This window comes from Mycobacterium sp. SMC-18 (assembly GCF_045310895.1).
In the GTDB taxonomy this organism is placed as follows: Bacteria; Actinomycetota; Actinomycetes; order Mycobacteriales; family Mycobacteriaceae; genus Mycobacterium.
Genome location: NZ_JBJIAL010000007.1, coordinates 24,521 through 51,472, shown reverse-complemented (window position 1 = coordinate 51,472; position 26,952 = coordinate 24,521). Strand labels below are relative to the sequence as shown.

Sequence of the window (26,952 nt, the reverse complement as noted above, 5' to 3'; positions counted from 1 at the left end):
GTACCCGCATTCCGCCGCCTCAATCCACACCTGACCTGCGGAAACCCTGAGTTCGCGGGCTATTGCGCCACCTCGAGAACGGCCGATAGTTCGAATCTCGATGAATTCAACAGCGTTCACCCGCGGCCACAACCTTCGACTCCGCGAAAGTGCGTGAGTTCAATCGTGATGACAATCCGCCGTGGTGATTGAACTCAGGGACCGCTGACCCCCGAAGAAGTACCTGCCTTCAATCAGAACGTCCAACAGTGTCTTGCGATTGAAACCAAGGACCTCTCCGCGCACTCGACGGGCCGCACAGTCAACACGCAGAACGCGGCCGCTAACTCCCCGCGGCCGACACCGTCACCGGAATCCCGTTGAGCGCGCCGTTGCCGGACGGCTCGTCGAGGAAGTCCGGCAGCGACAGGACGTTGGTGTTCACCCCGGGCGACGCGTTGGCGATCCCCAGCCGGGTGCCGGGCTGCCCGTGCCCCCAGCCGTGCGGCATGGACACCACGCCGGGCTTGATCGCGTCGGTCACCTCGACGGGTACGACGATCTTGCCTGCGCCAGAAGCGACTTCGGCGTTGTCGCCGTCCGCGATACCCCGCGCGGCCGCGTCACGGGCGTGCATGAGCAGCGTGCAGCGGTCGCGGCCCTTCATCAGCGCGCCGACGTTGTGCAGCCAGGAGTTGTTGGACCGCAGGTGGCGCCGGCTCACCAGCACCAACTCGTCGGCCGGGCGCTCCAGCCGCGCGGCGAGCCGGGGCAGGTCGTCGAGCAGGTACTGCGGGGCCACCCGGATCTTCTTGTCCGCGGTACCCAGCACCTCGGGCACGCGCGGCACCATGGGGCCGTAGTTGATGCCGTCGGGATGGGCCTTGAGCTTCTCGAGCGTCAGCCCGTCGGGATTCTCGCCGTACCAGTCGCCGAACGCGGCGGTCCGCAGCGTCAGGTCGAGCATGCGCTCGGGACCGCCGTGGTCGTACTTCTTGCGGATCTCGGCGCCGTCGAGTCCTTGCGTGAAGCACAGGTAGTCGAACCAGCCGTCGTCGAGCGCGGCGACGTCGACGTCTTCGGCCGGGGTGCCGGTGCACAGCCCGGTGAGCCGGATCAGGATCTCCCACTCCTCCGGCGCGTCGGGGTCCTCGCGGTGAAAAACCGGCGGCGAATACCGGGCGAAGCTGTTGATCGCCGCGCCCAGCAGCAGGTCCGCGGAGTGCGCCTGCTCGAGCGCCGAGGGGCCGGGCAGGATGACGTCGGCGTGCCGGGTGGTCTCGTTGAGCCACAGGTCCACCGAGATCATCGCGTCGAGCTGCGGCAGCGCCTCGTCGAGTTTGTCACCGCCCGGCGTCGACAGCACGGGGTTGCCCGCGACGGTGATGAGGGCCTTGAGCTGGCCCTCGCCCGGGGTGGTGATCTCTTCGAGCATGCACGAGACCGGGACCTGACCCAGCACTTCCTTGGCGCCACGGACCCGGGTCTGATAGCGGCCGAAGTTGGGCGCCCCGTCCTCGAGTCCCGGGATGGTCTGGCTGGTGACGGTCCAGGCGGTCGGCGTGGCGAACATCGCGCCGCCGGGGACGTCGAAGTGGCCGGTGACGATGTTGACGACGTCGATGAGCCAACTGGCGAGACTGCCGAATTCCTGGTTGCACGTACCGATGCGGCCGTACACGACGGCGCGGGGCGTGCCGGCCAGTTCGCGCGCCAGTCCCCTGATCCGCTCCGCGTCGATACCCGTTGCGGCAGAGACCCTTTCAGGCGACCAGTCGGCGACGGCCCGGCACAGCTCGGCCACCCCGTCGAGGTGCTGCTCGAGCTCGCCGAGGTTCACCAGATCTTCGTCGAACACGGTGTGGATGACGCCGAGCAGCAGCGCCGCATCGGTGCCCGGCGTGATGGGCAGCCACTCGTCGGCCTTGGCCGCGGTCTGGGTGCGCACCGGGTCGATCACGATCACCTTGCCGCGCTTACGGATTCCGCCGATGAGGCCCATGATGTCTGGGGCGGCCAGCAGCGAGCCCTGCGACGCCGCGGGGTTGGCGCCCATCACCACTAGCAGGTCGGTGCGTTCCAGGTCCGGGGTCGGGAACGCCCACCAGCTGCCGTACATCAGGTGCGACGACAGGTTCTTGGGCCATTGATCGATGGTGCCCGGCGAGTACGTGATCGGCATGCCGGACAAGCCGAGCAGGATCGCCGCGTACCGCGACAGCGAAAACGAGTGCGCCAGTGGGTTTCCGGTGTACGCGGAGACCGCCCCGATGCCGTGCTTTGCGATCACTGGCGCCAGCAGTTCGGTGCAGCGGCGGAACGCGGTGTCCCAGTCGACCTCGTGCCACTGCCCGTCGACCTTGATCATCGGGCGGCGGATCCGGTCGGGGTCTTCGTGCAACGCGCCGAGGGAAGCGCCCTTGGGGCAGATATGGCCCGCGCTCCACGCGTCGGCCTTGTTGGGCCGGACGCCGGCGACCTTGCCGTCCGACACCTGAATCTCCAAGCCGCACATGGCTTCGCACAGGCAGCAGGCGTGCAGGTGCAGACCGTCTTCGCCGACTCCGGCGATCATTCGTGGCTGGGTTCCCATCGTCCGACTGTAACGGCGTTACTGAGACGTGGGTCACGATTGCTCCCGATATCCGGGAGACGGGCTACAACGCGTGCGAAAGCTCCCGGCCGAACTGCAGCAGCCGCTGCATCTGGGCCAGGCCACCGTCATCGACGGACTTGGTGTACCGGAACGACTCGCAGAAGAAGTCGGTGTCGATGGCCGACTTCTGCCGGCTGCGGGTGATCAGCTGGGTGTACATCCGCAGTCGTACCTCGGCCAGGCGCCGCGTACCGTCGCCCAGCACCTCGAACTGCGTGGTCAGGATGTGGTCGGTGATGGTCGACAACAGGATGGTCCGCACCGAGGTGTCCAGCGTCCGGCGCAGGTGCTCGTCGTCGCCGCTCGCGTCGTCGTCGGCCCGCCACATGATGAGTCGCTCACCGTCGGTGAGGACGACCTCCTGCCACACGGCGTCGCCCCAGGACTCCTCGGACGCGCCGCGCGACATGATGAAGGACTTGATGGACCGGAAGTCGACCACCGACCGCAGCTGCTCGAGCGCCAGCTCCGGATCGCGCAGATAGACCTTCGCCGCATCGTCGACACTCGAGTACGGCGCCCAGTCCTGCGGCTCGTCCATGACTACTCGCCCCGGACCGCCGCGGCCGCCGCCCGAATCTGCGGCGTCACCAGCATCACCTGGCCGAGAACGCCGTTGACGAAGCCGGGCGACTCATCGGTGGAGAGCGACTTCGCCAGCTCGACGGCCTCGTCGACGGCGACCGGCTCCGGCACGTCCGTCGCGTGCAGCAGCTCCCACACCGCGACACGCAGGATCGCGCGGTCCACCGCGGGCAGCCGCTCCAGCGTCCAGCCCTGCAGGTGCGCCGAGATCAGGTCGTCGATGTGGGCGGCGTGCTCGGTGACGCCGTTGGCGACGGTCACCGTGTACGGGTTCAGCGCCGACACCTCGGGGTCGCTGTCGGCCAGGGTGTTGCGCAGCTTGGCGCCCTCGGCCGCAGTGATCCCGCGGGCCTCGGCCTCGAACAGCAGGTCGACGGCGCGCTTGCGCGCCTGGTGCCGGCCCTTGTCGGAGCGACGGTCAGGCATTGACCCGACTGATGTAGCTGCTGTCGCGGGTGTCGACCTTGAGCTTGTCACCGACGTTGATGAACAGCGGCACCTGGATCTCGGCGCCGGTCTCCAGGGTGGCCGGCTTGGTACCGGCGTTCGAGCGGTCGCCCTGCAGGCCCGGCTCGGTGTGCGCGACGACGACCTCGATGCTGACGGGCAGTTCCAGGTAGAGCGGCGCGCCGTTGTGGAACGCGATCTGCACCTGCAGGTTCTCCAGCAGGAAGCCGGCGGCGTCGCCGACGAGGGCCTCCGACAGCGGGTGCTGCTCGAAGTCCTCGGCATCCATGAAGACGAAGTCCGCGCCGTCGCGGTACAGGTAGGTGGCGTCACGACGGTCGACGGTCGCGGTCTCCACCTTCACACCGGCGTTGAAGGTCTTGTCGACGACCTTGCCCGACAGCACATTCTTGAGCTTGGTGCGCACGAAGGCCGGGCCCTTGCCGGGCTTAACGTGCTGGAACTCGATGATCTGCCACAGCTGGCCCTCGATGTTGAGGACGAGACCGTTCTTGAAGTCGGCGGTAGATGCCACGGTGGGTACTGCTCCTAGCTCTCTGTCATCAGAGGATGGCCAGTTCCTTGGGGAACCGGGTAAGCAACTCAGGTGTGTGTGTCGTATCGCCGCTGACGACGAGCGTGTCCTCGATCCGGACACCGCCCCGGCCGGGCAGGTAGACACCGGGCTCCACGGTGACCACGGAGCCAGCAAGCAGTGTACCGGCGGCGGCGGAGTTGATTCCCGGCGCTTCGTGAATCTGCAGACCGACGCCGTGCCCGAGCCCGTGGGAGAACTGCTCGCCGTACCCGGCATCGACGATGACCTGCCGCGATGCCCGGTCGACGGCCGACAGCGTCGTGCCCGGCGCCAGCGCTTCCCGGCCGGCCCGCTGCGACGTCGCGACCAGGTCGTAGATGTCGCGCTGCCACTGCGCCACCGGCGACAGCACGAAGGTGCGCGTCATGTCGGAGTGGTAGCCCTCGACCAGCGCGCCGAAATCGATCTTGACGAAGTCACCGGCCGCCAGCACGGCCTCGGTGGGCCGGTGGTGCGGTATCGCCGAGTTGGCGCCCGTCGCGACGATGGTCTCGAACGACGGGCCGTCGGCGCCGTGGTCGAGCATCCGCGCCTCGAGTTCGCGGCCGACCTCCTTCTCGGTGCGGCCGGCACGCAGCCCACCCGATTCGACGAGATCTTTCAGTGCCGCATCGGCGGCCTCACAGGCCAGCCGCAGGATCGCGATCTCACCGGCGTCCTTGACCTCGCGCAGTACTTCGACCATGCCGGGCGCCCGGACGAGTTCGAGGTCGTCGCCACCGACCCGCTGCAGCGCCGCGTGGGCGTCGACGGTCATGACGTGGCTCTCGAAGCCCAGCCGCTTGATGCCGGCCGCCGCCGCGGCGCGCACGAGCTGAGGCGCACACGCCCGCTCGATGAGGATCTGTGCGTCGGGGGCCTGCTGCGCCGCCTGCGTCCGGTACCGCCCGTCGGTGGCGAGGATGGGCGTCTCCCCTTCAGTGGGAATCAGCAGTGCCGCGTTCGAGCCGGTGAATCCGGACAGATAACGCACGTTGACCAGGTCGGTTATCAGGATCGCATCCAGCTCGGCGGCCGCCAGGTGGCGACGCAGCATGTGGCGCCGGTGGGAAATTGTCACGATATGTGACGCTACTCGCTACGCTGTCTGCTCATGAGTAAGTGGTTGCTGCGCGGAATCGTCTTTGCGGCGTTGATGGTGATCGTCCGATTGCTGCAAGGCGCAATGATCGGTGCCTGGGAAAAACAGTCGCTGATCATCAGCGTCACGCTCGTCGTGCTGTACATCCTCGCTGCCTTTGCCTGGGGCGTCCTCGACGGCCAGAGCGACGCGAAGGCGCAGCCGGACCCCGACCGCCGCGAGGACCTGGCGATGGCCTGGCTGGTCGGCGGTCTGTTCGCCGGCGTCGTCAGCGGCTTCTTCTCCTGGCTCATCGGCCAGTTCTACGACAACATCTACGTCGACGCCCTGGCCGCCGAGCTCACCACCTTCGCCGCGTTCACCGCACTGATCGTCTTCGTGGGCGGCATCTGCGGTGTCTCGCTCGGCCGCTACCTGGTCGACCGCAACGCCCCGCCGCCGCCGAAGCACGACCACGCCGGTGAGAGCGAGCGCGCCGACACCGACGTCTTCGCCGCGGTCGCTGTCGCGGTCCCCGTCGAGGGTCACGAAGGCGAGACCGAGGTCATCGAGACCAGGCCCAAGACCAACCCCGAGTCCTGAGCAGCCACGCAAAAAGGCCGCGGCCCGTCATCAGACGGGCCGCGATCTTTTTTGCCGAAAAGTTGTAAGACTTCCGCGGCGTAACTGCTCCTACCTGTGAGAGCGGCTCAACCGGAGCCGCAAATCCCAAACAGGAGCACATCATGAACCGCACGAAGTTCGTCACCGCCGCAGCTGCCCTGGCGATGATCGCCCTCGGAACCGGAACAGGAACCGCGCAGGCCGCGTCGTCGATCGATACGACAAGCGACGCGGCGGGCGTCACGGTCCACATCAACTCGACCGGAAGTGAAGGTCTGTGCTTCTACTCCGCGGAGCCGTGGTTCGGATGGAAGTCGGTCAAGCCCCTGCCGGTGTACAAGGTGCCGTTCCAGCTGCAGGCAAACCAGAGCCACAATCTGTGGTTCCCGGGCATCCAGACCGGCACGACGTGGAAAGCCAAGGTCGAATGCCCGGTCGGCGGCACCGACTATTTCAACCCCGTCTACTGAGCGCAGCTCAGTCTTTCGCCACCACCGAGTAGGCGGCCGCCAGCAGCGAGGGGTCCGGGCCTTCGAGGCGGCCCGGCTTGGCCAGGCCGTCGAGCACCACGAAGCGCAGCACGCCCGAACGGGTCTTCTTGTCCCCCGCCATCGATTCCAGCAGTTGCGGGAAGGCGTCGGCGTCGTAGCTGACCGGCAGGCCCAGCGCGGTGAGCACCCGGCGGTGGCGGTCCGCGGTGTCGTCGTCGAGGCGTCCGGCAAGCCGGCCGAGCTCGGCGGCGAACACCAGGCCCACCGACACGGCGGCGCCGTGCCGCCACTGGTAGCGCTCCCGGCGCTCGATGGCGTGCGCCAAAGTGTGGCCGTAGTTGAGGATTTCGCGCAGTGCCGATTCCTTCTCATCGGCGGCGACCACCTCGGCCTTGACGGCGATGGCACGGCGGATGAGTTCGGGCAGCACGGTGCCGGCCGGATCCAGCGCGGCCTCCGGATCGGCCTCGATCAGGTCCAGGATCACCGGGTCGGCGATGAAGCCGGCCTTCACGATCTCGGCCATGCCGGCGATGATCTCGTTGCGCGGCAACGATTCCAGCGTCGCGAGGTCGACCAGCACGGCCAGCGGCTGGTGGAAGGCGCCGACGAGGTTCTTGCCGGCGTCGGTGTTGATGCCGGTCTTGCCGCCGACGGCGGCGTCGACCATGCCGAGCAGCGTCGTGGGCACGTGCACGATGTCCACGCCGCGCAGCCAGGTGGCGGCGGCGAACCCCGCGACGTCGGTGGCCGCGCCGCCGCCGAGGCTGACGATGGCGTCCTTGCGGTCGATCCCGATGCGCCCCAGCACTTCCCAGATGAACCCGACAACGGGCAGTTCCTTGCCCGCCTCGGCGTCCGGGATTTCGATGCGGTGCGCGTCGATTCCGCCCGCCGCCAAGTAACTACGGATCGCCTCGGCGGTCTCGTTCAGCACCGGCTGGTGCAGGATGGCGACGCGGTGCCGGCCCTGCAGGACGCGGCCGAGGTCGCCGAGCAGACCGGTCCCGATGATCACCGGGTACGGCCGGTCGACGTTCACCTCGACGACGACGGGTTCAGTCATTGCGAGCCTTTCAATCGTTTCGCCAGTGCCGCAGGGCTCGGCGGGGCCTCGGTGGTCGGTCCGGGGTTCAGGACCGTGGGCAGCCGGCGCCACGCCGAGCGGCGGCGGCGCCGGGAGTGCTCGTCGCAGCGCGGCTGCTCGAGCCGGTGCACGATGTGGCGGACCACCGCACCGGGATTGCGTCGGTTGGTGTTCACGCGGAGGGTGGCGACCTGCCGGAACAGCGGCACGCGCTGCGCCATCAGCTCGCGGTATTTGGCGCCCGGGTCGTCGCCGGCGAGCAGCGGGCGTCCGCCGCCCGCGGTGCGCCGAACGCCTTCTGCCGCACTGATTTCCAGGTAGACGACGGTATGGCCGACGAGCGCTTCCCGCACCTCCGGGGTCGTCACCGCGCCACCGCCGAGCGACACGACGCCGTCGTGTTCGGCGAGCGCGTCGCGGATCACGTCGGCTTCGATCTTGCGGAACACCGGTTCACCTTCGGCGAAGATGTCGGCGATGCTGCGACCGGTGGTCTCGACGATCTTGGCGTCGGTGTCGAGCATCGGCACCTGCAGCGCCTTCGCCAACCGTCGACCGATCGTCGACTTGCCCGAACCGGGCATGCCGACCAGTACAGCCTTGGGCGCCATCGGGTTATCCGGACATCTGCGGTTCGCGCTCATGCACCGCACGCAGGTAGTTCTCGACGTTGGCGCGGGTCTCGGCCAGCGAGTCGCCGCCGAACTTGTCCAGCGCGGCCCGGGCCAGCACCAGTGCCACCATGGCCTCGACGACCACACCGGCCGCGGGCACGGCGCACACGTCGGAACGCTGGTGGATGGCGACGGCCTCTTCGCCGGTGGCCATGTCGACGGTCGCGAGCGCGCGTGGCACGGTCGAGATCGGCTTCATCGCGGCGCGGACCCGCAGCGGCTGGCCGTTGGTCATGCCGCCTTCCAGACCGCCGGCGCGGTTGGTGGAGCGGGTGATGCCGTCGGCGCCCGGGTAGATCTCGTCGTGTGCGACGCTGCCGCGGCGCCGTGCGGTCTCGAAGCCGTCACCGATCTCGACGCCCTTGATGGCCTGGATGCCCATGACGGCGGCGGCCAGCTGGCTGTCCAGCCGGTTGTCACCGCTGATGAACGAGCCGAGGCCGACGGGCAGTCCGCTGACCACCACCTCGACGACACCGCCGAGGGTGTCGCCGTCCTTCTTGGCGGCCTCGATCTCGGCGATCATGGCTTCCTCGGCGGTCTTGTCGAAGGCACGCACCGGGCTGTCATCGATGGCCTCCAGATCCTCGGGCTGCGGGACCGGGCCGTCGTAGGGCTTCGATGCGCCGATGGAGATGACGTGCGAGACGACGTCCACGCCGAGGGCCTGCTTCAGGAACGCGCGGGCGACGGTGCCGGCCGCGACGCGGGCCGCGGTCTCGCGGGCACTGGCGCGCTCGAGCACCGGGCGGGCGTCGTCGAAGCCGTACTTGAGCATGCCGGCGTAGTCGGCGTGCCCGGGCCGGGGCCGGGTGAGCGGCTCGTTACGCGCGGTGTTGGCCAGCGCCTCCGGGTCGACCGGGTCGGAGGCCATGACGGTCTCCCACTTGGGCCACTCGGTGTTGCCGATCTGGATGGCGATCGGGCCGCCGAGCGTCTGGCCGTGCCGAACGCCGCCGAGCAGCGTGACTTCGTCCTTTTCGAACTTCATCCGGGCACCGCGGCCATAGCCGAGACGACGCCGCTGCAACTGCGTGGCGATGTCGTCCGAGGTCACCGAGAGACCGGCCACCATGCCTTCGAGCATGGCCACCAGGGCACGACCGTGGGATTCACCTGCTGTGGTCCATCGCAACACGTGTCCCATTGTCCCATGAGGGGGTTTACCGGCTGAAATCCGTCAGCCCAGGCTGCATTGCAGCAGCACGGTGTCGATGTCGCGGCCGTGTTTGTGCCCGACCTGCCGCAGTCGGCCGGCCTCGTCGAAACCCACCTTCTTGTGCAGTGCGACGGACGACGGGTCGCCGCTGTCGGCGATCACCGCGATGACCTCACGCACGCCGGCGGCGCGGGCGGCGTCCAGCAGCGCGCCGAGGAGTTCCTTGCCGGCACCCTGTCCGGTGGCCCACGGCGCCAGGTAGATCGAGTCCTCCACCGTGCCCTGATAGGCCGGCCGGGATTTCCAGGGCAAGCAGTACGCGTACCCCGCGACCTTGCCCTCGCGCTCGACGACGAGGAACGGCAGCCCGGCGGCGAAGACCTTGGCGAACCGCGCCTGCCACTCCTCGGCCGTGGGCGGCTCGAGCTCGAACGACGCCACGCTGTTGCGTACGTAATGCGCGTAGATGTCGGCGATCGCGGGCAGGTCGGCGGTGGTGGCGGTGCGGGTGGTCATGGTGAGGCAAAGGTACCGAGCGCGACGGCCGCGGCGCTCGCCAGGCACATCGACGGTCCGTGTGGCACGGTGCGTCCGGCTCGCCGCACGAGGATCAGCGCCGCGTACCCCGCGGTCAGCAGCGGCGCCCCGATCGCGGCGAGCACCCACACGCCGGCGCCGCACATGCCGGTCAATGCGCCGAGGCCGAGTGCGAGTTTGACGTCGCCGCCGCCCATCGCCCGTGGGCTGAGCAGGTGGATCAGGAGGTAGAGCGCGAACAAAGCCGCGGCCCCCAACGCCGCGGCAGTCCCCTTGCCCGTGATCACGCCGGCCGCGACGATCACCGCGGCGCCCGGCAGCGTCAGCCAGTTCGGCAGCCGTCGCTCGCGGAGGTCATAGGCACACAACGCGATCATCCAGGCACCAATAGCCAAGCCCGCCCCCATCTTTCGAGGCTAAGGGCGTTGCGCAGGGCGTCCCGACACGAATGTTCCACAGGGTGCCGGCCAGGGAAGTACCACGTCGATTGCACTCACGGACTTCTTGGGCCCCAATTTTCGGCTCTACCAGCCGAGCCGCGCACAAAACTGGATTCAGGACGCCGCGAGCGCCGCCGCCATCACCTCGCGGGGCGCGGGCATCCCGGTGAACTGCTCCACCTGGGCGTAGGCCTGGTTCAGCAGCATCTGCAGGCCGCTGACCACCCGGCCACCGGCCGCGGAAACGGCGGCGGCCAGCGGCGTCGGCCACGGGTCGTAGATGGCGTCGAGCAGCACGGCGGTGTCGGCCACGGTCCCGGAGATCTCACCCGCCACCGCGGCAGGCAGTGTATTGACCACCACGCCAAGGGAATTCAGCTTCTCGCCGAGGGCTACCCAGCGCGTCGCGACGCCCAGCCGCTCCCCCAGCTCCACGAGTGCCCCGGCCTTGTCGGCATTGCGGGCAACGATCGCCAGGTCCCGCACACCGAGTTCGGCCAAGGCCACGACGGCCGCGGGCGCGGTGCCGCCGGAGCCCAGCACCGCCGCCGCTCCGGATACCTCGCCCAGGGCGCCGACGACGCCGTCGACGTCGGTGTTGTCGGCGCGCCAGCCGCCGTCGATCCGTACCAGGGTGTTGGCCGAGCCGACGAGCTCAGCGCGCGGCGTGCGTTCGGTCGCGAAGCGCAGCGCCGCGAACTTGCCGGGCATCGTGACCGAGACCCCGACCCATTCCGGGCCGAAACCGCCCACCAGGCCGGGCAATTGTTCCTCGGTGCACTCGATGCGGTCGTAGGTCCAGTCGGTGAGCCCGAGCTCCCGGTAGGCCGCCAGGTGCAGCTGCGGGGACCGCGAATGCGCGATGGGCGAACCCAGAACCGCGGCTCTCATCGCGCACTGTCGAGCACGCCGTTGCGTTTGGCGAGCTCGATGCTGGCGAGGTGCTGCTGGTAGTCGCGGGTGAAGACCGTGGTGCCCTGCAGGTCGATGGTCACGAAGTACAGCCAGTCCCCCGGCGCCGGGTCCTGCGCCGCGACGACGGCGGGCTGGCCGGGCGAGCAGATCGGCGTGACCGGAAGTCCTTCGCGCGCATAGGTGTTCCATGGCGTCGGCTGTTCGCGGTCGGCGTCGGTGGTGGCCACTTCCTGCCGGTCCAGCGGGTAGTTCACCGTCGAGTCGAACTGCAGCCTGCGATGGTCTGGGGTCGCCAGCCGGTTGTAGATGACGCGGGCCACCTTGGCGAAGTCCTGCGGGTTGGACTCGCGCTGCACCAGCGATGCCACGATGAGGATCTGGTACGGGTTCAGGTTGGCGGCGGCGCCGGCATCGAGCAGGCCACCCTTTTCGTACTGGTGACCGCTTGCGCTGATCAGGCTCGCCAGAATCGACGTCGGCGTGCCGGCCGGGTCGACGTTCCAGGTGCCGGGCGCGATGAGGCCCTCGAGCCTGCGGTGGTCGGGGCCCAGCGACTTCACCGGTCCGGCCGCCCAGCTCGGCACGAGCAACGCCGAGATGTCGGCGGCACCGGCGGCCTTCTTCAGCTCGTCGGCGGACACGCACTTGCGCTTGCCGTCCAGGTCGACGCAGGAAGCCGCCGAGATCAGGCTGAAGATGCCCTGGTTGATCTTGTTGGTCTTGACGTCGGTGGTGTCGTCGAGTTGGCGGCCCTCCGGGATCACCAGGCGGCCCACCCGATTGTTCTTCTCGGTGAGCCGGGACACCGCGTTGGCGGCCGAGATCTCGGTGCGCAGCTTGTAGAACCCGGGCTGAATCTCGGTCATCGCCTTGTTGCCCTCGGCGGCCAGGACGAACGTCTTCACGTTCGCCACGACGCCGTGATCGAACAGGGTCTGCCCGATCGCGGTGGTCGAGTCGCCCTGATGCACCTCGACGACGAGGTCGTTGTTGCCGTCACCGGAGTAGTCGTTGCCCGAGCCGAAGATGCCGTGCCACAGCCGGGAGCCGAGGAACACCGCGCTGACCACGACGACGATGAACACCGTCAACGCCACCATGCTGCGGCGCCGGCGGCGCTTGCGGTTGCGCTCGGCGCGGACCCGCTCGGCCCGGCTCATGCCGCGGCGCGGCCGGCCCACCGATTCGGGCTTGATGCGGGTGCTGCTGCCCCACTCGTCGTCGTCGCCCGGGGCGTCCGGGCGCATGTCCTCGGCCGGAGTCATTCGCCGACCTCGCGCTCTGCGGCGGCCAGCACCGAGCGGCGCATGTCCAGCCAGTTCTGCAGGATGCCGACGGCGGCCACCTGATCGATCATCTGACGTTGCCCCTTCGCACGCACCCCGGCCTCCCGCAGCGAGCGCTGCGCGGTGACCGTCGTCAGCCGTTCGTCGGCCATCCGTACCGGAGTCGGGGCCACCCGCACCGCCAGGGCGTCGGCCACCTCGATCGCGTCCCGCGCCGAGCTGCTCGCCCGGTCCTTCAGTGTGCGCGGCAGCCCGACGACGATCTCGACCGCCTCCTGCTCACCGGCCAGCTTCACCAGCCGGCCCAGGTGCTTGTCGGTCTTGTCGCGACGCACCGTCTCCAGCGGCGTCGCGAGGATGCCGTCGGGGTCGCACACCGCGACACCGATCCGCACCGTGCCGACGTCGATGCCCAGCCGGCGGCCGCGACCGGGGTCGTCGGCGCCGGGGCGGTCGGGCATGCGGTCGGTATCAGCCAAAGCTAGCTCCGGCCCAGTTCAGCGCGTAGCGCGGCCAGACCCGCGTCGATACCCGCTGCCCCCTTACCGGAACCCTGTGCCAGATCGGCCTTTCCACCACCACGGCCACCGACGGCGGCGCCCAGCTGCTGCACCAGTTCGTTGGCCTTGAACCCGAGGTCCTGCGCGGCGGCGTTGACGGCCACCACGTACGGCACCGACTCGCCCGAGTCGGCGATCAGCGCGATCACCGCGGGCTCCGAGCCGAGCTTGCCCTTGATGTCGCCGACCAGGGTGCGCAGGTCACCACCGGAGATGCCGCCGGCCATCCGCTGGGCGACGACGCGGACCTTGCCGATGACCTCGGCACCGGCCGCGGCGTCGGCGGCGGCCGCCTTGGCACCGGCCAGGCGGACCTTGTCGAGTTCCTTCTCGGCGGCCTTGAGCTTCTCGACCAGGGTGGCGACGCGGGCGGGCACCTCTTCCGAGGGCACCTTCAGCGACGCGGCCAGGCCGGCCATCAGCGCACGTTCCTTGGCGAGGTGCCGGAACGACTCGAGCCCGACATAGGCCTCGACACGACGCACACCCGAACCCACCGACGACTCACCGAGGATCGTCACCGGGCCGATCTGCGCCGAGCGCTCGACGTGCGTACCACCGCACAGCTCCAGCGAGAACGGGCCGCCGATCTCGACGACGCGGACCTCGTCCGGGTAGGACTCGCCGAACATCGCCATGGCGCCCATCGCCTTGGCCTTCTCCAGCTTCTCGTGGAAGGTGTGCACCTCGAAGTCGGCCTGCACGGCCTCGTTGGTGACTTCCTCCACTTCGGTGCGCTGTGCGTCGCTCAACGCGCCCTGGTAGTTGAAGTCGAAGCGCAGGTAGCCCGGCCGGTTCAGCGAACCAGCCTGAACGGCGCCCGGGCCCAGCACCTGTCGCAGCGCGGCGTGCACCATGTGCGTGCCGGAGTGGCCCTGCGTGGCACCGCGGCGCCAGGTCGGGTCGACGGCGGCGGTGACGGTGTCGCCTTCGACGAACTCGCCGGACTCGACGTTGACGGTGTGCACCCACAGCGATTTGGCGATCTTCTGCACATCAGTGACCGCGGCCTTGGCGGTGGCCGACGACCCGGTGCCGGTGATCGTTCCGGTGTCGGCGATCTGGCCACCCGATTCGGCGTACAGCGGCGTCCGGTCCAGCACGAGCTCGACGCGATCCGAGCCCTCACTGCCGTGCGTCACCACCGGCACCCGCTTGCCGTCCACGAAGATGCCGAGAATCCGTGCCTCGGAGGTCAATTCGTCGAAACCGGTGAACTCGGTGGGGCCGGCGTCGACCAGGTCGCGGTAGGCGGACAGGTCGGCGTGCGCGTGCTTGCGGGCAGCGGCGTCGGCCTTGGCGCGGGCGCGCTGCTCGGCCATCAGGCCCCGGAAGCCCTCTTCGTCGACGGTCAGGCCGGCTTCGGCCGCCATCTCCAGCGTCAGCTCGACCGGGAAACCGTAGGTGTCGTGCAGCGTGAAGGCGTCACTACCGGAGACGACGGTCTTGCCGGCGGCCTTGGTGGCGGCCGCCGCGTCCTCGAACAGCCGCGAACCCGACGCGAGGGTGCGGTTGAAGGCGGTCTCCTCGGCTACCGCGATGCGGTTGATGCGCTCGAAGTCGGTGACCAGCTCCGGGTACGACGGACCCATCGTGTCGCGCACGGTGGCCATCAGGTCGCTCATGATCGGCTGCTCGACACCGAGCAGCTTGGCGGCGCGGATGATGCGGCGCAGCAGGCGGCGCAGCACGTAGCCGCGGCCCTCGTTACCCGGGGTGACGCCGTCGCCGATGATGATCGCGGCGGTGCGGCTGTGGTCGGCGATGACGCGGTAGCGCACATCGTCGGCGTGGTTGCCCACGCCGTAGTGGCGCGGCGCCACCGAGGCGACCATGTCGATCACCGGGCGGACCAGGTCGGTCTCGTAGACGTTGTCGACACCCTGCAGCAGGCAGGCGATGCGCTCGACACCCATGCCGGTGTCGATGTTCTGGCGCGGCAGCGGGCCGAGGATTTCGAAGTCGGTCTTGCTGGTGCCCTCGCCGCGCTCGTTCTCCATGAACACGAGATTCCAGATCTCGATGTAGCGGTCCTCGTTGGCCTCGGGACCACCGTCGATGCCGTACTCGGGGCCGCGGTCGTAGTAGATCTCCGAACACGGGCCGCAGGGCCCCGGGATACCCATGGACCAGTAGTTGTCGGCCTTGCCGCGGCGCTGGATGCGCTCGGGCGGCAGACCGGCGATCTCCTCCCACAGCCCGATGGCCTCGTCGTCATCGAGATAGACGGTGGCCCAGAGCTTTTCGGGATCGAAGCCGTAGCCGCCCTCGGACACCGGGTTGGTCAGCAGGTCCCAGGCGAGCGCGATGGCGCCACGCTTGAAGTAGTCGCCGAACGAGAAGTTGCCGGCCATCTGGAAGAACGTGTTGTGCCGGGTGGTGATGCCGACCTCGTCGATGTCCGGTGTGCGGATGCACTTCTGGACGCTGGTTGCCTTGTCATACGACGGGGTGCGGTCGCCCAGGAAATACGGCACGAACTGCACCATGCCGGCGTTGACGAACAACAGGTTCGGATCGTCCAGGATCACCGATGCGCTCGGCACCTCGGTGTGGCCCGCTTTCACGAAATGATCGAGGAATCGTTTCCTGATCTCGTGTGTCTGCACGTGCTGTTGTCCTTCTGTTGTCCGTCTGGGGACCGGGTAGTTGCCCGGATAACAGTACCGGTCGGCCTTGTGCGCAGCGCCGCCGCGGCGGACAGTTGTGTCTATCCGGTGGCGCCACCGGAGCGCCGCCCTGAACAAAGAGGGGGTGGACCGTGTTCGCACGTTCTACCACGATGATGGCGAGCCCTGACCAGATCGATGACGGCATTGCCTATATCCGCGACGAGGTCATGCCCGTGCTGCAGGAACTTCCCGGTTCCATCGGCCTGTCTCTGCTGGTCGACCGGGAATCCGGCCGGTGCATCGCCACCAGCGCGTGGGAGTCCGAGGACGCCCTGCATTACAGCGCCGGCGAGGGCCGCCGGCTCCGCAATCTCGCCGCCGAACGCTTCGGTGGCGGCGCCCCGCTGGTCGAGGAGTGGGAGATCGCCGTTCTGCACCGTGAGCACGGTAACGGCGCGTGTGTGCGGGCCACCTGGCTCACCGTGCCGCCGGATCTCATGGAGGCCGGCATCGACTACTACCGCGACACCGTGCTGCGGCAGATCGAGCACCTGCCGGGGTTCTGCAGCGCCAGCCTGCTCGTCGACCGCGGTTCGGGCCGTGCGGTGTCGTCGGCGTCCTTCCGCACCCGCGAGTTGATGGCGGACTACTGGCAGCAGGCCACGGCACTGAAGGTCGAATCGGTGCAGGCCGCCGGGGCGTCGGAGATCGCCGACTGCGCATTCGATCTCGCGATCGCCCACCTGCGGGTACCCGAACTGGTCTAGCGCTTGCGCCGGATGATGGCGCGCAGCTTCTCCAACCGGCCGCCGATCTCGCGTTCCGCCCCGTACGCGGTGGGCCGGTAGTAGTCGACCCCGACCAGCTCATCGGGTGGATACTGTTGCGCCGCAACACCACCCGGGTGGTCGTGGGCGTACTTGTAGCCCTGGGCGTGGCCGAGTGCGGCGGCACCGGCGTAGTGCCCGTCGCGCAGATGCGCGGGCACCATGCCGGCCTTGCCGGCCTTGATGTCGGCCATCGCCGCGCCGAGGGCGACGGTCACCGCGTTGGATTTCGGCGCCGTCGCCAGGTGCACCGTCGCGTGGGCCAGGGTCAGTTGGGCCTCCGGTAGCCCGATGAGCTGCACGGTCTGCGCGGCGGCGACGGCGATCGGCAGGGCCGTCGGATCGGCGATGCCGATGTCCTCGCTGGCCAGGATCATCAGCCGGCGAGCGATGAAGCGCGGGTCCTCCCCCGCGGTCAGCATCCGCGCCAGGTAGTGCAGCGCGGCGTCGACGTCCGAGCCGCGCACCGATTTGATGAACGCGCTGACGACGTCGTAGTGCTGGTCCCCGTCGCGGTCGTAGCGCACGGCAGCCTTGTCGAGGGACTGCTCGATGACTTCAATGGACACCGGCCCGTCTCCGGCCGTCTCGGCGGCGACCTCGAGCGCCGTCAGCGCCCGCCGCGCATCACCCGCCGACAGCGTCACGAGCAGCTCGACGGCGTTGTCGTCGACCTCGACGGCACCGCCCAGACCGCGCGGATCGGTGATCGCCCGCTGCACGACGGTCCGGACGGCGTCGGCCGTGAGCGGTTGCAGCTGCAGGATCAGCGAGCGCGACAGCAGTGGGGCCACCACCGAGAACGACGGATTCTCGGTGGTCGCCGCCACCAGCAGCACGACCCGGTTCTCGACGGCCGCCAGCAGGGCGTCCTGCTGCGTCTTGGAGAAGCGGTGCACCTCGTCGATGAACAGCACGGTCTGACGGCCGTGAATCGCGCCTCGACGTGCTTCTTCTATCACCGCGCGGACGTCCTTGACGCCGGCCGACAGCGCCGACAGCGCCTCGAACCGGCGGCCGGTGGCCCCCGAGATCAGCGACGCCAGGGTGGTCTTGCCGGTGCCGGGCGGCCCGTAGAGGATGACGCTGGCCGCGCCCGAGCCCTCGACGAGGCGGCGGAGGGGCGAACCCGGCTTGAGCAGGTGATCCTGGCCGACGACCTCGTCGAGGCCGGCGGGCCGCATCCGCACCGCCAATGGTGCCTGGGTGGGGGCGGCGGACGATACGTCGGGTTCGCCCCCTACGTCGAACAGCCCATCAGACACGGTTCAGGCTTACCACGCCGCACCGACCGGCGGTTCAGTCGGCAGGTGCGGTCACGAAGTCGATGAGTTCCTCGACCCGTCCGATCAGCGCGGGTTCGAGGTCGTTCCAGTCCCGCACCCGGCCCCGGATGCGCTGCCACGCGTGGGCGATGTCGGCCTGGTCGGCGTGCGGCCAGCCGAGCGCGTCGCACACGCCGTGCTTCCATTCGATGCCGCGCGGGATGACGGGCCACGCCTCACGCCCGATGCGGGCGGGTTTGACGGCCTCCCAGATGTCGATGAACGGGTGGCCCACGACCAGCGTGTGCTCGCCACCCGGACCACGGCGCACCTGTTCGGCGATCCGGGCCTCCTTCGAGCCCGACACCAGGTGGTCGACGAGCACGCCGAGCCGGCGGCCCGGTCCCGGCCGGAACTCGCGCACGATGGCGGCCAGGTCGTCGACACCGCCGAGGTATTCGACGACCACGCCCTCGACCCGCAGATCGTGTCCCCACACCTGCTCGACCAGTTCGGCGTCGTGGCGGCCCTCCACGTAGATGCGGCTGGCCAGCGCGGTGCGGGCCCGATGTCCTTGCACGGCAACCGAACCCGAGGCCGTGCGGGTGGGCGCGGCCGGCGCGGTGCGCTTGGGCGCGGTGAGGATGACGGGATTGCCGTCGACCAGATAGCCCGGGCCGATGGGGAACGGCTTGCGGTAGCCGTCGAAGTCCTCGAGGACCATGCGGCCGTACTCGACCGAGATCACGGCGCCCACGAAGCCGGTCGTGGCGCACTCCACCACGAGCCCCTTCTCGGCGGGTTGCTCGGTCGAACGCTTTCTGGCGTTCGGGTTGCGGGCCAGTACATCGGATCCGTATCGGTCGCTCACGGCACCGATCCTAGGAACGATCGCGGGCCAGATCCGGTTGCGCCACCCGTGTTTTCGTCACAGACCGGTTACGGGGCCTTCTCGACCTTGATGTCACAGGTGATGCGCTCACCGTCGACTTTCACGATCTTCATGTGCGCGACGTACTGGACCTTGCGAGGACCGGTGAAGTGACAGTCGAACTGGGCGCCCTTGGTGGCCTCCACGTCGGACGGACACTTCACATCGGTGGGGGTGAACTTGTTCTGATCCGACACCAGCTTGACGACCTGCTTGGCGGCGTCGTCCGACTTGACCGTGGTCTTTGAGCTACACGCAGCCGGCGACAGGGCCACCAGACCCATTAGCACCGCTGCCCCCACCCGTACGCGCATCATGGGCGCGATCGTGTCCTATCGCCGTGGGCCGAGTCAACGCGCCGCGCGGGAGGCACCGGCGTCGTCGACCGCCGTGTGGATGAACCGCATCTTCTCGAGCACCGCGGCCGGCAGCACGAACGGGTACAGATCGTCCTTGCCCATCGACCGGTTGACCATGTTCAACGCCCAGGCCAGCGGTAGCCAGAGCTCGATGAGGGTGTCAAATCCGCTGGGGCCCAGCACCCGCCGTTCGAAGGTGGCACCGGCGGGCGCGAAGCCGAAGGCCGCCGCGGTGTCGAGTGCGTCCCGGATGTGCAGATAGTGCGCGAACGTCTCGGCCCAGTCCTCGGCCGGATGCATCGTCGCGTAGGAGGACACGTACTGCTCCTCCCACCCGGCGGGCGCACCGTCGCGGTAGTGCCGGTCCAGCGCCGCCTGGTAGTCGGCGTCGGGGTCCCCGAACAATTCGGTGAACCGCGCGACGGCATCGGGCGACGGCTGCACCAGCCGGTAGAAGTAGTAGTGCCCGATCTCGTGGCGGAAGTGGCCCAGCAGGGTTCGGTACGGCTCGGCCATGGCGATGCGCAGTTGTTCGCGGTGCACGTCGTCGCCCTCGGCGAGGTCCAGGGTGATGACCCCGTCCTGATGGCCGGTGAACACCTGGTGCTGCTCGCTGGACAGCAGGTCGAAGGACAGTCCCTCCGTCGGCAGGCCCAGCTCCGACAGTTCGGCGATCAGCCGGCGCTTGGCCTGCTCGGCGACCGCGAAAGCCGCCATGGCCTTGGTGTCATCGTCGGCGGGTCGGGTCCGGGTCAACGCACACGATGGGCACAGTTGCCGCACCGGCTCGATCCGGACCAGCCAATTGCATTGCGCCAGATGCAGATTCGCGCACAGCTGGTAGTCGGTCGAGGCCACCGCGCCGGCATGGTCGGTGTCGCCGTTGCTGTCGGGCGGCGCGATCACCAGCAGCGCCATGTCGTCCAGGGAGAAGCCGAGCGCGCTGCCGCAGCCCAGGCACAGCGAGTTCTCGAAGGCCAGTCGCTGCCCGCAGTTGGGGCAGTTGAAGTCACGCACGCAGTTGTCCTCCCACAATTGGTGCGACGTCGACGGAGACGTCGATGATGCTGCTCTCGGAGTCGGTGTAGATGATGCCGCGCAGCGGCGGCACATCGGCGTAGTCCCGGCCGAACCCCACCACGATGTAGCGCTCGTCGACCATCTGGTCGTTGGTCGGGTCCAGCCCCAGCCACTGGTTCTGCGGCGTCCACACCGACGCCCAGGCATGGGTGGCGTCGATACCCACCATCCGTTCCTTCCCCGGCGGCGGGTCGGTCGCCAGATATCCCGAGACATAGCTCGCCGCAAGACCGTTCGCCCGCAGGCACGCGATGGCCAGGCGGGCGAAGTCCTGACATACCCCTTCGCGGGCGGCCAAAACCTCCGCGACCCGGGTGGACACCGTCGTCGACCCGGACCGGTAGGTGAAGTCGGCGAAGATGCGCGAGTTCAGCTCGCGCAGCACCTCGATCAGCGGCCGGCCGGGCGCGAAACTCGGTGCGGCGTAATCCCGCACCTCGTCGGTGATCTCCGCGGGTTGCAGGTCGAGCACGAATTCGGTGGCCAGCGCTCCGTCCGGCCCGGCCGGCCGGGACTGCTCCCACGGCGCCAGCGCCGCACCTGCGGCGTACCACTCGGCGGGCGGCGGGTCGACCTCCACGATGCTGCGTCCCGTCACGACGAGTTCGTGATGTGGTTGTGTCACATGGAAATACGAGCTGATGTTGCCGTACGCGTCCCGGCTCGTGGAACGGTCGGCAGGTTCGGGGTCGATGTTGAGCCGGTACGACTGGCAACGCTGCTGACCGCTGTCGCGCGGGGTGAGGAATCCGCGGCCGTACGAGCTGGTGACAACGTCGGAGTAGCGGTACCGCGTGCGATGGGTGATCTGGTACTCGCGGCTCATGGCATCTGCCGCCGTTCGTCGGGGCCCCACAGCGGCTGCATGCCACTCGGGAGGGCCAGGTGCGCGGCACGGATCAGCTCGGACAACTCCCGCAGATCGGTGTGCATACCGTCGAGCAGCTCGGCGAGTTCAGTGCGCCGCCCGTCGTCGGTGACGTGCTCGAGGTCGGCCGGATCCTGGCGTCGCAGGCGGGCGGCGATCTCGTCGATCATCCGTTCCGGGCGGGTCGATCCTGTGGAGGACGGCAGTGCCCGCAGGTCGGTGCGCAGGCGCTCGAACTGGAAGGCCAGCGACCGCGGGTTCTCCTCGTCGAACAGCACCAGGTCGGCGATGGCTGCCACGCTCACCTGTCCCAGCATGCGCCTGCGGTACATCACCGCCGATTCACACACCACGAGCACGGACTCGCTGACGGTCCGTTCGGTCTCGGCGCCATGGGCGGTGGTGAGGGTGGCCCGCAGCAGCGCGGTCAGGCCGAGACCGCGCTCGATGCGCTTGCCGATGTCCATCATCGTCCAGCCCACGTCACGCACCATGGATTCGGCCGCCACGCCGGACAGCGCCAGCATCCCCGCCAGGGTCTGGCTGGGCGCGGTCGACAGGTACGCCTCCCCCTTGGTCTTCGAATCCGGCGGCGGCAGCGCGGTGCCCTGGCGCTGCCGAGCGCGGTCGGACGGCTGCAGCACCGCGCGTTCGACGGCGGCGAGCACCATCCAGGTGTCGTTCGACATCTGGTCGCGGACGGCGCGCGCGGCCAGGCCCAGCCGTTCGACGGATTGCGCCAGCGAGCCCGGACGGTGCCGGTCGGCGGTGAGTGCCCACAGCGTGGTCGGCGTGATGGCCAGTTGTTCGGCGTAGTCGCCGTCGGCGCCGGTGTCGGTGCCGGTGATCTGGCCCAGTGCGGTCAGCAGTACCGGCACGCAATCACTGCCGCCGAGGTCCCGCCGGTAGCGGAATTCGTGGTAGCGCTCGCGGGTGACGGTGAGCAGCCGGGCGGTGAACTCGGCACGTTCGGCGTACCGGCCCAGCCAGAACAGGTCGGAGAGCACACGCGGCGAGCTCACCGCGCGGGTCGGGCTCGCCGTCATGGCCGGCAGCTCGACGGCCTGCGTCTGCACCACCGCGGCCCGGTCGGGCGATCGCACCCAGACATCCTTGGCCGCAACGGTTTCCATGCCGTAGGCGGCGTGCCCGCGGGCCAGCACGTAACCCAGCCCACCGATCATCGGCGCGTATCCCCCGCGCTGGGCGACGGTGAACAGCCGCATCCCGACGCTGTCGGCGGACAGTCCGCTGGGCAGCAGATCCACGGGGGCCGTGGAGAACTCGGGCAGTTCCTGGCCCATCCATTGCCACGGGGCGGCGGAGATCCGGGCCGCCAGCGCGGCCCGCTTGGCGCTGGACAGGGCGGGGCCGACGATCGCCGGTCCGCCGGTCACCGGCCTGATCAACAGGGTGGACAGTTTGCTCAACAGGTGCGAACGCTCGGCGTCGATGCCGCCCCAGAAACATCGGGCGCTCGGCAGTTCCGGAGTCTCCCCGGTGAGCAGCTCGGCCAGCTCCGGCAGGAAGCGGGCGATACCCGGGCTTTCCAGGATGCCGCTGCCGAGGGTGTTCACCACCGTCACCGCCCCGCGGCGCAGTACCTCGACGAGACCGACGACGCCGAGCCGGGAATCCGGACGCAGGTCCAAGGGATCGACGTACTCGGCGTCCACCCGGCGCAGTACGACGTCGACCCGTTTGAGGGTGCCGAGCGAGCGCATCCAGAGATTGCCGTCACGCACCACGAGGTCGGCGCTCTCGACCAACGGGAAACCCAACACGCCGGCTAGGTAGGCCTGGTCGAAGGCGGTCTCGGAGTGACTGCCGGGGCTGAGGACGACGACCACCGGCTCCCGCGCGGCTTCTGGTGCCGCATCGATCAGTGCCAGCCGCAAGGCCTGTGCCCAGGGCGACGCCGGGCGCGGCGCCATCTTCTCGTACAGCTCGGGCACCGCGTGCGCGACGACCCGCCGGTCGGCGAGCGCATACCCGGCGCCCGACGGCGCCTGCGTCCAGTCCGCGTTCACCGCGAAGCCACCGTCGCGATGGCGGCTGACGTCGCAGCCGTGCAGGAACAGCTGGTGGCGTCCCGGCACCGTGATGCCGCGGGCCGCCCGCACGTAACCGGGATGGGCGTACAACAACTCCGGCGGCAGCACGCCGGAGGTGATGGCGCGGCGCGCGCCGTACAGGTCGGTGAGCACCGCGTCGAGCAGGCGGGAACGTTGCACCAATCCGGATTCGAGGGTGCGCCAGTCCGCCGCGGACAACACCAGGGGCAGGGCGTCGAGCTGCCAGGTGTCCACCACCGGCGTGCCGTCGATGTCGGTGACGGTCTCGCCGTCCCGGTCGACCTGCACATAGCTGATGCCGTCGTTGTCGACGAGTTCCCGGACGACGCCACGCAGCTGGTCCAGGCCGGCCCGACCGCGGTCGCGGACGCAGTCGGTCAGCTCCTGCCAGGCCGGCCGGATCGCGCCCGACTCATCGACCAGCTCGTCGTAACCGACACCGGCCACGTCGCGGACGTCGAACAACGGCTCCTGGGCCCGGTCGGCCCGATATCCGGCCAGTGGGTCGCCGACGGGCGCCGCCTCCTCGGCCAGCTCTGGGGATGTGTGTGTACGGAGAACCATTACCGCAGAACGGTACGCACCCGGCGCAGATCGAGGATGCCCGACGCTCCGCCATCGGTGGATTGACGGGCCCGCTTCTCCCGGAGATCGGCCAGATCGACGGCGCCCGGGGTGAATCCGATGTCCTCGAAACGGCGGCCCCGTCGTGACTCGGCCTCGACGGCGTTGACCGGCGGGGTGTCGTATGCGCGGCCTCCCGGATGCGAGACGTGGTAGGTACAGCCGCCTTTGGAGAAACCGGTGAACCCATCCACGAGTTCGAACCGCAGCGGTCCGTCGACGGTGATGGTGGGGTGCAGCGCGCTCGGTGGTTGCCAGGCCCGGTACCGGACGCCGCCGACCTGCACGTCGGGCGAGTCGGTGGCCAGCAGCGGGATCGGGTGACCGTTCACCGTGACGAGGTACCGGTTCCGGTCGGCGCCGATGAGCCGGACCTGCAGCCGCTCCACCGAGGAGTCGACGTAGCGGGCGGTGCCGGTGCCGGTGGATTCCTCGCCGAGGGTGTTCCACGGCTCGATGGCGCCGCGCAGCTCCAATTCGGCACCGTCCAGAATGACGCTGCCGATCCGGGGGAAGCGGAACTCGGTGAACGGATCCAGCCAGCTGGTGTCGAACGGGATGCCGTGCGCCCGCAGGTCGGCGGCGACCTCGGCGATGTCTTGTATGACGAAGTGCGGCAACAGGTACCGGCCGTGCAGGTTCTCACCGTGCCGGATCAGCGGGGCTCGCAGCGGTTCATCCCAGAACCACGCGACCAGCGACCGCACCAGTAGCGACTGCACCATGGCCATCTGGAAATGCGGCGGCATCTCGAAGCCGCGCAGTTCCAGCAGGCCGAGCCGGCCGCGGGCACTGTCGGGGCTGTAGAGCTTGTCGATGCAGAACTCGGCGCGGTGCGTGTTTCCGGTGATGTCGGTGAGGAGGTGCCGCAGGGCGCGGTCGACGGCCCACGGAGCTCCCTCGGCCACACGCTCGATCTCGGCGAACGCGATCTCCAGCTCGTACAGCGCCTCGAGGCGTCCTTCGTCGACGCGCGGGGCCTGCGACGTCGTGCCGACGAACCGGCCGGAGAACAGGTACGACAGCGCCGGATGCCGTTGCCAGTACGTCAGCATCGACACCAGCAGGTCGGGCCGGCGCAGCAACGGTGAGTCGGCGGGGGTGACGCCACCGAGGGTGATGTGGTTGCCACCGCCCGTGCCGCCGTGGGTGCCGTCGACGTCGAAGGACTCCGTGCCGAGCCGGGCCTGCCGGGCCGCCTCGTACAGGGTCTCCAGTTGTGCGGCCTGCTCGGCGAAGCCGGCGGTGGGCGCCACGTTGACCTCGATGACACCCGGGTCGGGAGTGACGGTCATCTGCTGGAGCCGGGCGTCCGGCGGCGGTCCGTAGCCCTCGATCACGACGGCGACGCCGAGATTGGCAGTGGCTTTCTCGATCCGGCCGACCAGATCGGCGAAATCGTCGAATGCCGTTGTGGGCGGCAAGAATACGTACAGCAGACCGTCGCGGACCTCGGCGACCAGGGCGGTGGGAGGTGCGCCGTCGGCGCTGACGACGGTCGCGGGCCTGGCGGGGGTGTCGACGCGCGCGGGCGCCAGCGGGTCGGCGTCGGGCACCGATCGCGGCGGCTGCCAGCTGATCGAGTCGAGCGGCAATCGCAGGCCCGCAGGTGAATCGCCGCCGATGAGCACCAATCGCCCGCGGCGCAGTTTCCAGTCGGCGGAGACCCATCCGGTGTCGTCATCACGGCGATGCAGGGGCAACACGTGGGCCGCGGGTTCGGTCACCGCGGCATCGAGCTTGTCCGCCAAGGCTTTCCGCTGGGCGGCTCCGTCGTCCGTCAGGTCGTCGGTGACCGGATCCCCATCCGGCCGCCGGACGGCAGCGGCCAGCCGGGCGAGGGCGTCCTCGTACGCCGGACGCACCTGACTGTCCGGCAGCCCGAGCCCGTCGGCGATCTCGGTGAGCAACCGCCGTGCCGCATCCGGTGCGACCGCAGGCGATTCCCCGGACCACGGATCGGCCAGCAGCGCCGCATCGGTCCACAGTGGCGTCCCGTCGGTGCGCCACATCAGCCCGATCTGCCAGCGCGGCAACGGCTCCCCCGGATACCACTTGCCCTGGCTGCGCTGTACCAGCCCGTCCGGGGCCCAGGCGGCTTTCAGCTGGGCGGTGAGCGCCGAGGCGAGCACGCGCTTGTGCGGGCCGTCGGCGGCCGTGGTCCATTCCTCGTCGGTCTGGTTGTCGATCGAGACGAAGGTGGGTTCGCCGCCGACGGTCAGCCGCACGTCGCGCTCGGCCATCCGTTCATCGATGACGGCGCCGAGGGCCCGGATCGACTCCCATGCCTGTTCGGTGTACGGCAGGGTGACGCGCGGGTCTTCGTGCACCCGCGTCACCACGTTGACGAAGTCGAGCGTGGATTCGCAGGGCTCGACGGCGCCGGTGATCGGAGCGGCCGATTCCGGGTGCGGCGTGGCCGACAGCGGGATGTGGCCCTCCCCGGCCAGCAGACCCGAGGTCGCGTCGAGGCCGACCCAGCCGGCGCCCGGGATGTACACCTCGGCCCAGGCGTGCAGGTCGGTGAAGTCGGCGGCGGGGCCCGACGGTCCGTCGAGCGCCTCGATGTCGGCGGCCAGTTGCACCAGGTAGCCGGACACGAAGCGGGCGGCGAAGCCCATCTTCCGCAGGATGGCGACCAGCAGCCAGGCGGAGTCCCGGCACGAGCCGATGCCGGTGCGCAGGGTGTGATCCGGTGTCTGGACACCGGGTTCGAGGCGAACGCTGTAGCCGACGTCGGCATTGACCGCCCGGTTCAGCGACACCAGGAAGTCGATGGTGCCGGTGCCGGGCACCACGTCGAAGTTCCGGACCCAGGCCGCCGTCAGATCGTCGGCGTCGTCGACGGGGCGAAGGTAGGGCTTGAGGTCGTCGAGCAGGTTGTCCGGGTAGGCGAACGGGACGGTTTCGGCCCATTCCTCGATGAAGAAGTCGAACGGGTTGATGACCTTGAGGTCGGCGATCAGTCCGACGGTGATGCTCAACTTGGTGGCGCGGTTCGGAAAGACCAAGCGCCCCACGAAGTTACCGAAGGCGTCCTGTTGCCAGTTGATGAAGTGGTCGGCGGGCTCGACCTGCAGCGAATAGGCCTCGATCGGCGTCCGCGAGTGCGGTGCGGGGCGCAACCGAACCACGTGCGGGTACACCTTGACCAGCCGGTCGAACGTGTAGCTGGTGCGGTGCTCCAGCGCCACCTTGATTGCCATAGCGATC

At 69.2% G+C, this 26,952-nt stretch carries 24 protein-coding genes; 3 read left to right on the top strand and 21 right to left on the bottom strand.

Annotation, left to right across the window (positions count from 1 at the left end; genetic code table 11):
• Window positions 1-322 precede the first annotated feature (322 nt).
• From ACJH6J_RS08395 to ACJH6J_RS08375, 5 genes are all read right to left on the bottom strand, one after another.
• Entirely contained in the window at window positions 323-2,572 is a 2,250-nt protein-coding gene (locus tag ACJH6J_RS08395; RefSeq protein WP_406802076.1) for a molybdopterin-dependent oxidoreductase, read from the bottom strand.
• A gap of 64 nt (window positions 2,573-2,636) precedes the next feature.
• Window positions 2,637-3,176 (bottom strand): hypothetical protein, encoded by a 540-nt coding sequence (locus ACJH6J_RS08390; RefSeq protein WP_212811567.1) that lies wholly within the window; start codon window positions 3,174-3,176, stop codon window positions 2,637-2,639.
• A 2-nt stretch (window positions 3,177-3,178) separates the two neighbouring features.
• Complete coding sequence (nusB, locus tag ACJH6J_RS08385; RefSeq protein ID WP_020101665.1) at window positions 3,179-3,646, bottom strand: transcription antitermination factor NusB; 468 nt, start codon at window positions 3,644-3,646, stop codon at window positions 3,179-3,181.
• Window positions 3,639-4,202 carry an elongation factor P gene (gene efp / locus ACJH6J_RS08380; protein WP_212811568.1) on the bottom strand — a complete coding sequence of 188 codons (564 nt, stop codon included), beginning with the start codon at window positions 4,200-4,202 and terminating at the stop codon, window positions 3,639-3,641. The genes nusB and efp overlap by 8 nt, the downstream gene beginning before the upstream one ends.
• A gap of 28 nt (window positions 4,203-4,230) precedes the next feature.
• Window positions 4,231-5,325 carry a Xaa-Pro peptidase family protein gene (locus ACJH6J_RS08375; protein ID WP_212811569.1) on the bottom strand — a complete coding sequence of 365 codons (1,095 nt, stop codon included), beginning with the start codon at window positions 5,323-5,325 and terminating at the stop codon, window positions 4,231-4,233.
• Between the two features lie 33 nt (window positions 5,326-5,358).
• Between ACJH6J_RS08375 and ACJH6J_RS08370 the strand changes: the two genes are divergently transcribed.
• Both ACJH6J_RS08370 and ACJH6J_RS08365 read left to right on the top strand, forming a co-directional pair.
• Window positions 5,359-5,928: a B-4DMT family transporter gene (locus ACJH6J_RS08370; protein ID WP_212811570.1), complete on the top strand. Its 570-nt coding sequence runs from the start codon at window positions 5,359-5,361 to the stop codon at window positions 5,926-5,928.
• A gap of 143 nt (window positions 5,929-6,071) precedes the next feature.
• Window positions 6,072-6,419, top strand: a complete 348-nt coding sequence (locus ACJH6J_RS08365; protein ID WP_053853629.1) for a hypothetical protein — start codon at window positions 6,072-6,074, stop codon at window positions 6,417-6,419.
• A 7-nt stretch (window positions 6,420-6,426) separates the two neighbouring features.
• On the opposite strand, the gene aroB is transcribed toward ACJH6J_RS08365, so the two are convergent.
• The 9 genes from aroB to alaS all read right to left on the bottom strand — a co-directional run bounded on the left by aroB (window position 6,427) and on the right by alaS (window position 15,707).
• Window positions 6,427-7,506 carry a 3-dehydroquinate synthase gene (gene aroB / locus ACJH6J_RS08360; protein ID WP_212811571.1) on the bottom strand — a complete coding sequence of 360 codons (1,080 nt, stop codon included), beginning with the start codon at window positions 7,504-7,506 and terminating at the stop codon, window positions 6,427-6,429.
• Entirely contained in the window at window positions 7,503-8,138 is a 636-nt protein-coding gene (locus ACJH6J_RS08355; protein WP_020101671.1) for a shikimate kinase, read from the bottom strand. Before ACJH6J_RS08355 ends, aroB begins: the two co-directional genes overlap by 4 nt.
• A 4-nt stretch (window positions 8,139-8,142) precedes the next feature.
• A complete protein-coding gene (gene aroC, locus ACJH6J_RS08350; protein ID WP_212811572.1) occupies window positions 8,143-9,339 on the bottom strand; it encodes a chorismate synthase in 1,197 nt (398 codons plus the stop codon).
• A 42-nt stretch (window positions 9,340-9,381) separates the two neighbouring features.
• The gene (locus ACJH6J_RS08345; protein ID WP_212811573.1) at window positions 9,382-9,876 is read right to left on the bottom strand and encodes a GNAT family N-acetyltransferase; all 495 of its coding nucleotides are present in this window, start codon (window positions 9,874-9,876) and stop codon (window positions 9,382-9,384) included.
• Window positions 9,873-10,304, bottom strand: a complete 432-nt coding sequence (locus ACJH6J_RS08340; protein WP_212811574.1) for an A24 family peptidase — start codon at window positions 10,302-10,304, stop codon at window positions 9,873-9,875. Before ACJH6J_RS08340 ends, ACJH6J_RS08345 begins: the two co-directional genes overlap by 4 nt.
• Before the next feature lie 147 nt (window positions 10,305-10,451).
• The gene (locus ACJH6J_RS08335; protein ID WP_212811575.1) at window positions 10,452-11,228 is read right to left on the bottom strand and encodes a shikimate dehydrogenase; all 777 of its coding nucleotides are present in this window, start codon (window positions 11,226-11,228) and stop codon (window positions 10,452-10,454) included.
• Window positions 11,225-12,517, bottom strand: coding sequence for an endolytic transglycosylase MltG (gene mltG, locus ACJH6J_RS08330; protein ID WP_244872565.1), 1,293 nt, complete (start codon window positions 12,515-12,517; stop codon window positions 11,225-11,227). Before mltG ends, ACJH6J_RS08335 begins: the two co-directional genes overlap by 4 nt.
• Window positions 12,514-13,017 carry a Holliday junction resolvase RuvX gene (gene ruvX / locus ACJH6J_RS08325; protein WP_212811576.1) on the bottom strand — a complete coding sequence of 168 codons (504 nt, stop codon included), beginning with the start codon at window positions 13,015-13,017 and terminating at the stop codon, window positions 12,514-12,516. Before ruvX ends, mltG begins: the two co-directional genes overlap by 4 nt.
• A gap of 2 nt (window positions 13,018-13,019) precedes the next feature.
• Window positions 13,020-15,707 (bottom strand): alanine--tRNA ligase, encoded by a 2,688-nt coding sequence (alaS, locus tag ACJH6J_RS08320; RefSeq protein WP_212811577.1) that lies wholly within the window; start codon window positions 15,705-15,707, stop codon window positions 13,020-13,022.
• Between the two features lie 152 nt (window positions 15,708-15,859).
• Between alaS and ACJH6J_RS08315 the strand changes: the two genes are divergently transcribed.
• Window positions 15,860-16,477 carry a hypothetical protein gene (locus tag ACJH6J_RS08315; RefSeq protein ID WP_212811578.1) on the top strand — a complete coding sequence of 206 codons (618 nt, stop codon included), beginning with the start codon at window positions 15,860-15,862 and terminating at the stop codon, window positions 16,475-16,477.
• Here the strand turns inward: ACJH6J_RS08315 and ACJH6J_RS08310 are convergent.
• The 7 genes from ACJH6J_RS08310 to ACJH6J_RS08280 all read right to left on the bottom strand — a co-directional run bounded on the left by ACJH6J_RS08310 (window position 16,474) and on the right by ACJH6J_RS08280 (window position 26,945).
• Entirely contained in the window at window positions 16,474-17,802 is a 1,329-nt protein-coding gene (locus tag ACJH6J_RS08310; RefSeq protein WP_212811579.1) for a replication-associated recombination protein A, read from the bottom strand. The two genes, ACJH6J_RS08315 and ACJH6J_RS08310, sit on opposite strands and share 4 nt — an antisense overlap.
• Before the next feature lie 34 nt (window positions 17,803-17,836).
• Window positions 17,837-18,673, bottom strand: a complete 837-nt coding sequence (locus ACJH6J_RS08305) for a DUF3097 domain-containing protein (protein ID WP_406802077.1) — start codon at window positions 18,671-18,673, stop codon at window positions 17,837-17,839.
• 68 nt (window positions 18,674-18,741) lie between these two features.
• Window positions 18,742-19,050: a DUF4333 domain-containing protein gene (locus ACJH6J_RS08300; protein WP_234785318.1), complete on the bottom strand. Its 309-nt coding sequence runs from the start codon at window positions 19,048-19,050 to the stop codon at window positions 18,742-18,744.
• Between the two features lie 33 nt (window positions 19,051-19,083).
• Complete coding sequence (locus ACJH6J_RS08295; protein ID WP_406802078.1) at window positions 19,084-20,109, bottom strand: putative zinc-binding metallopeptidase; 1,026 nt, start codon at window positions 20,107-20,109, stop codon at window positions 19,084-19,086.
• The gene (locus tag ACJH6J_RS08290; protein ID WP_406802079.1) at window positions 20,102-20,998 is read right to left on the bottom strand and encodes a transglutaminase N-terminal domain-containing protein; all 897 of its coding nucleotides are present in this window, start codon (window positions 20,996-20,998) and stop codon (window positions 20,102-20,104) included. Before ACJH6J_RS08290 ends, ACJH6J_RS08295 begins: the two co-directional genes overlap by 8 nt.
• A complete protein-coding gene (locus ACJH6J_RS08285) occupies window positions 20,995-23,679 on the bottom strand; it encodes a circularly permuted type 2 ATP-grasp protein (RefSeq protein ID WP_212811583.1) in 2,685 nt (894 codons plus the stop codon). The genes ACJH6J_RS08290 and ACJH6J_RS08285 overlap by 4 nt, the downstream gene beginning before the upstream one ends.
• Window positions 23,679-26,945 carry a DUF2126 domain-containing protein gene (locus ACJH6J_RS08280; RefSeq protein WP_406802080.1) on the bottom strand — a complete coding sequence of 1,089 codons (3,267 nt, stop codon included), beginning with the start codon at window positions 26,943-26,945 and terminating at the stop codon, window positions 23,679-23,681. Before ACJH6J_RS08280 ends, ACJH6J_RS08285 begins: the two co-directional genes overlap by 1 nt.
• Window positions 26,946-26,952: the final 7 nt, after the last annotated feature.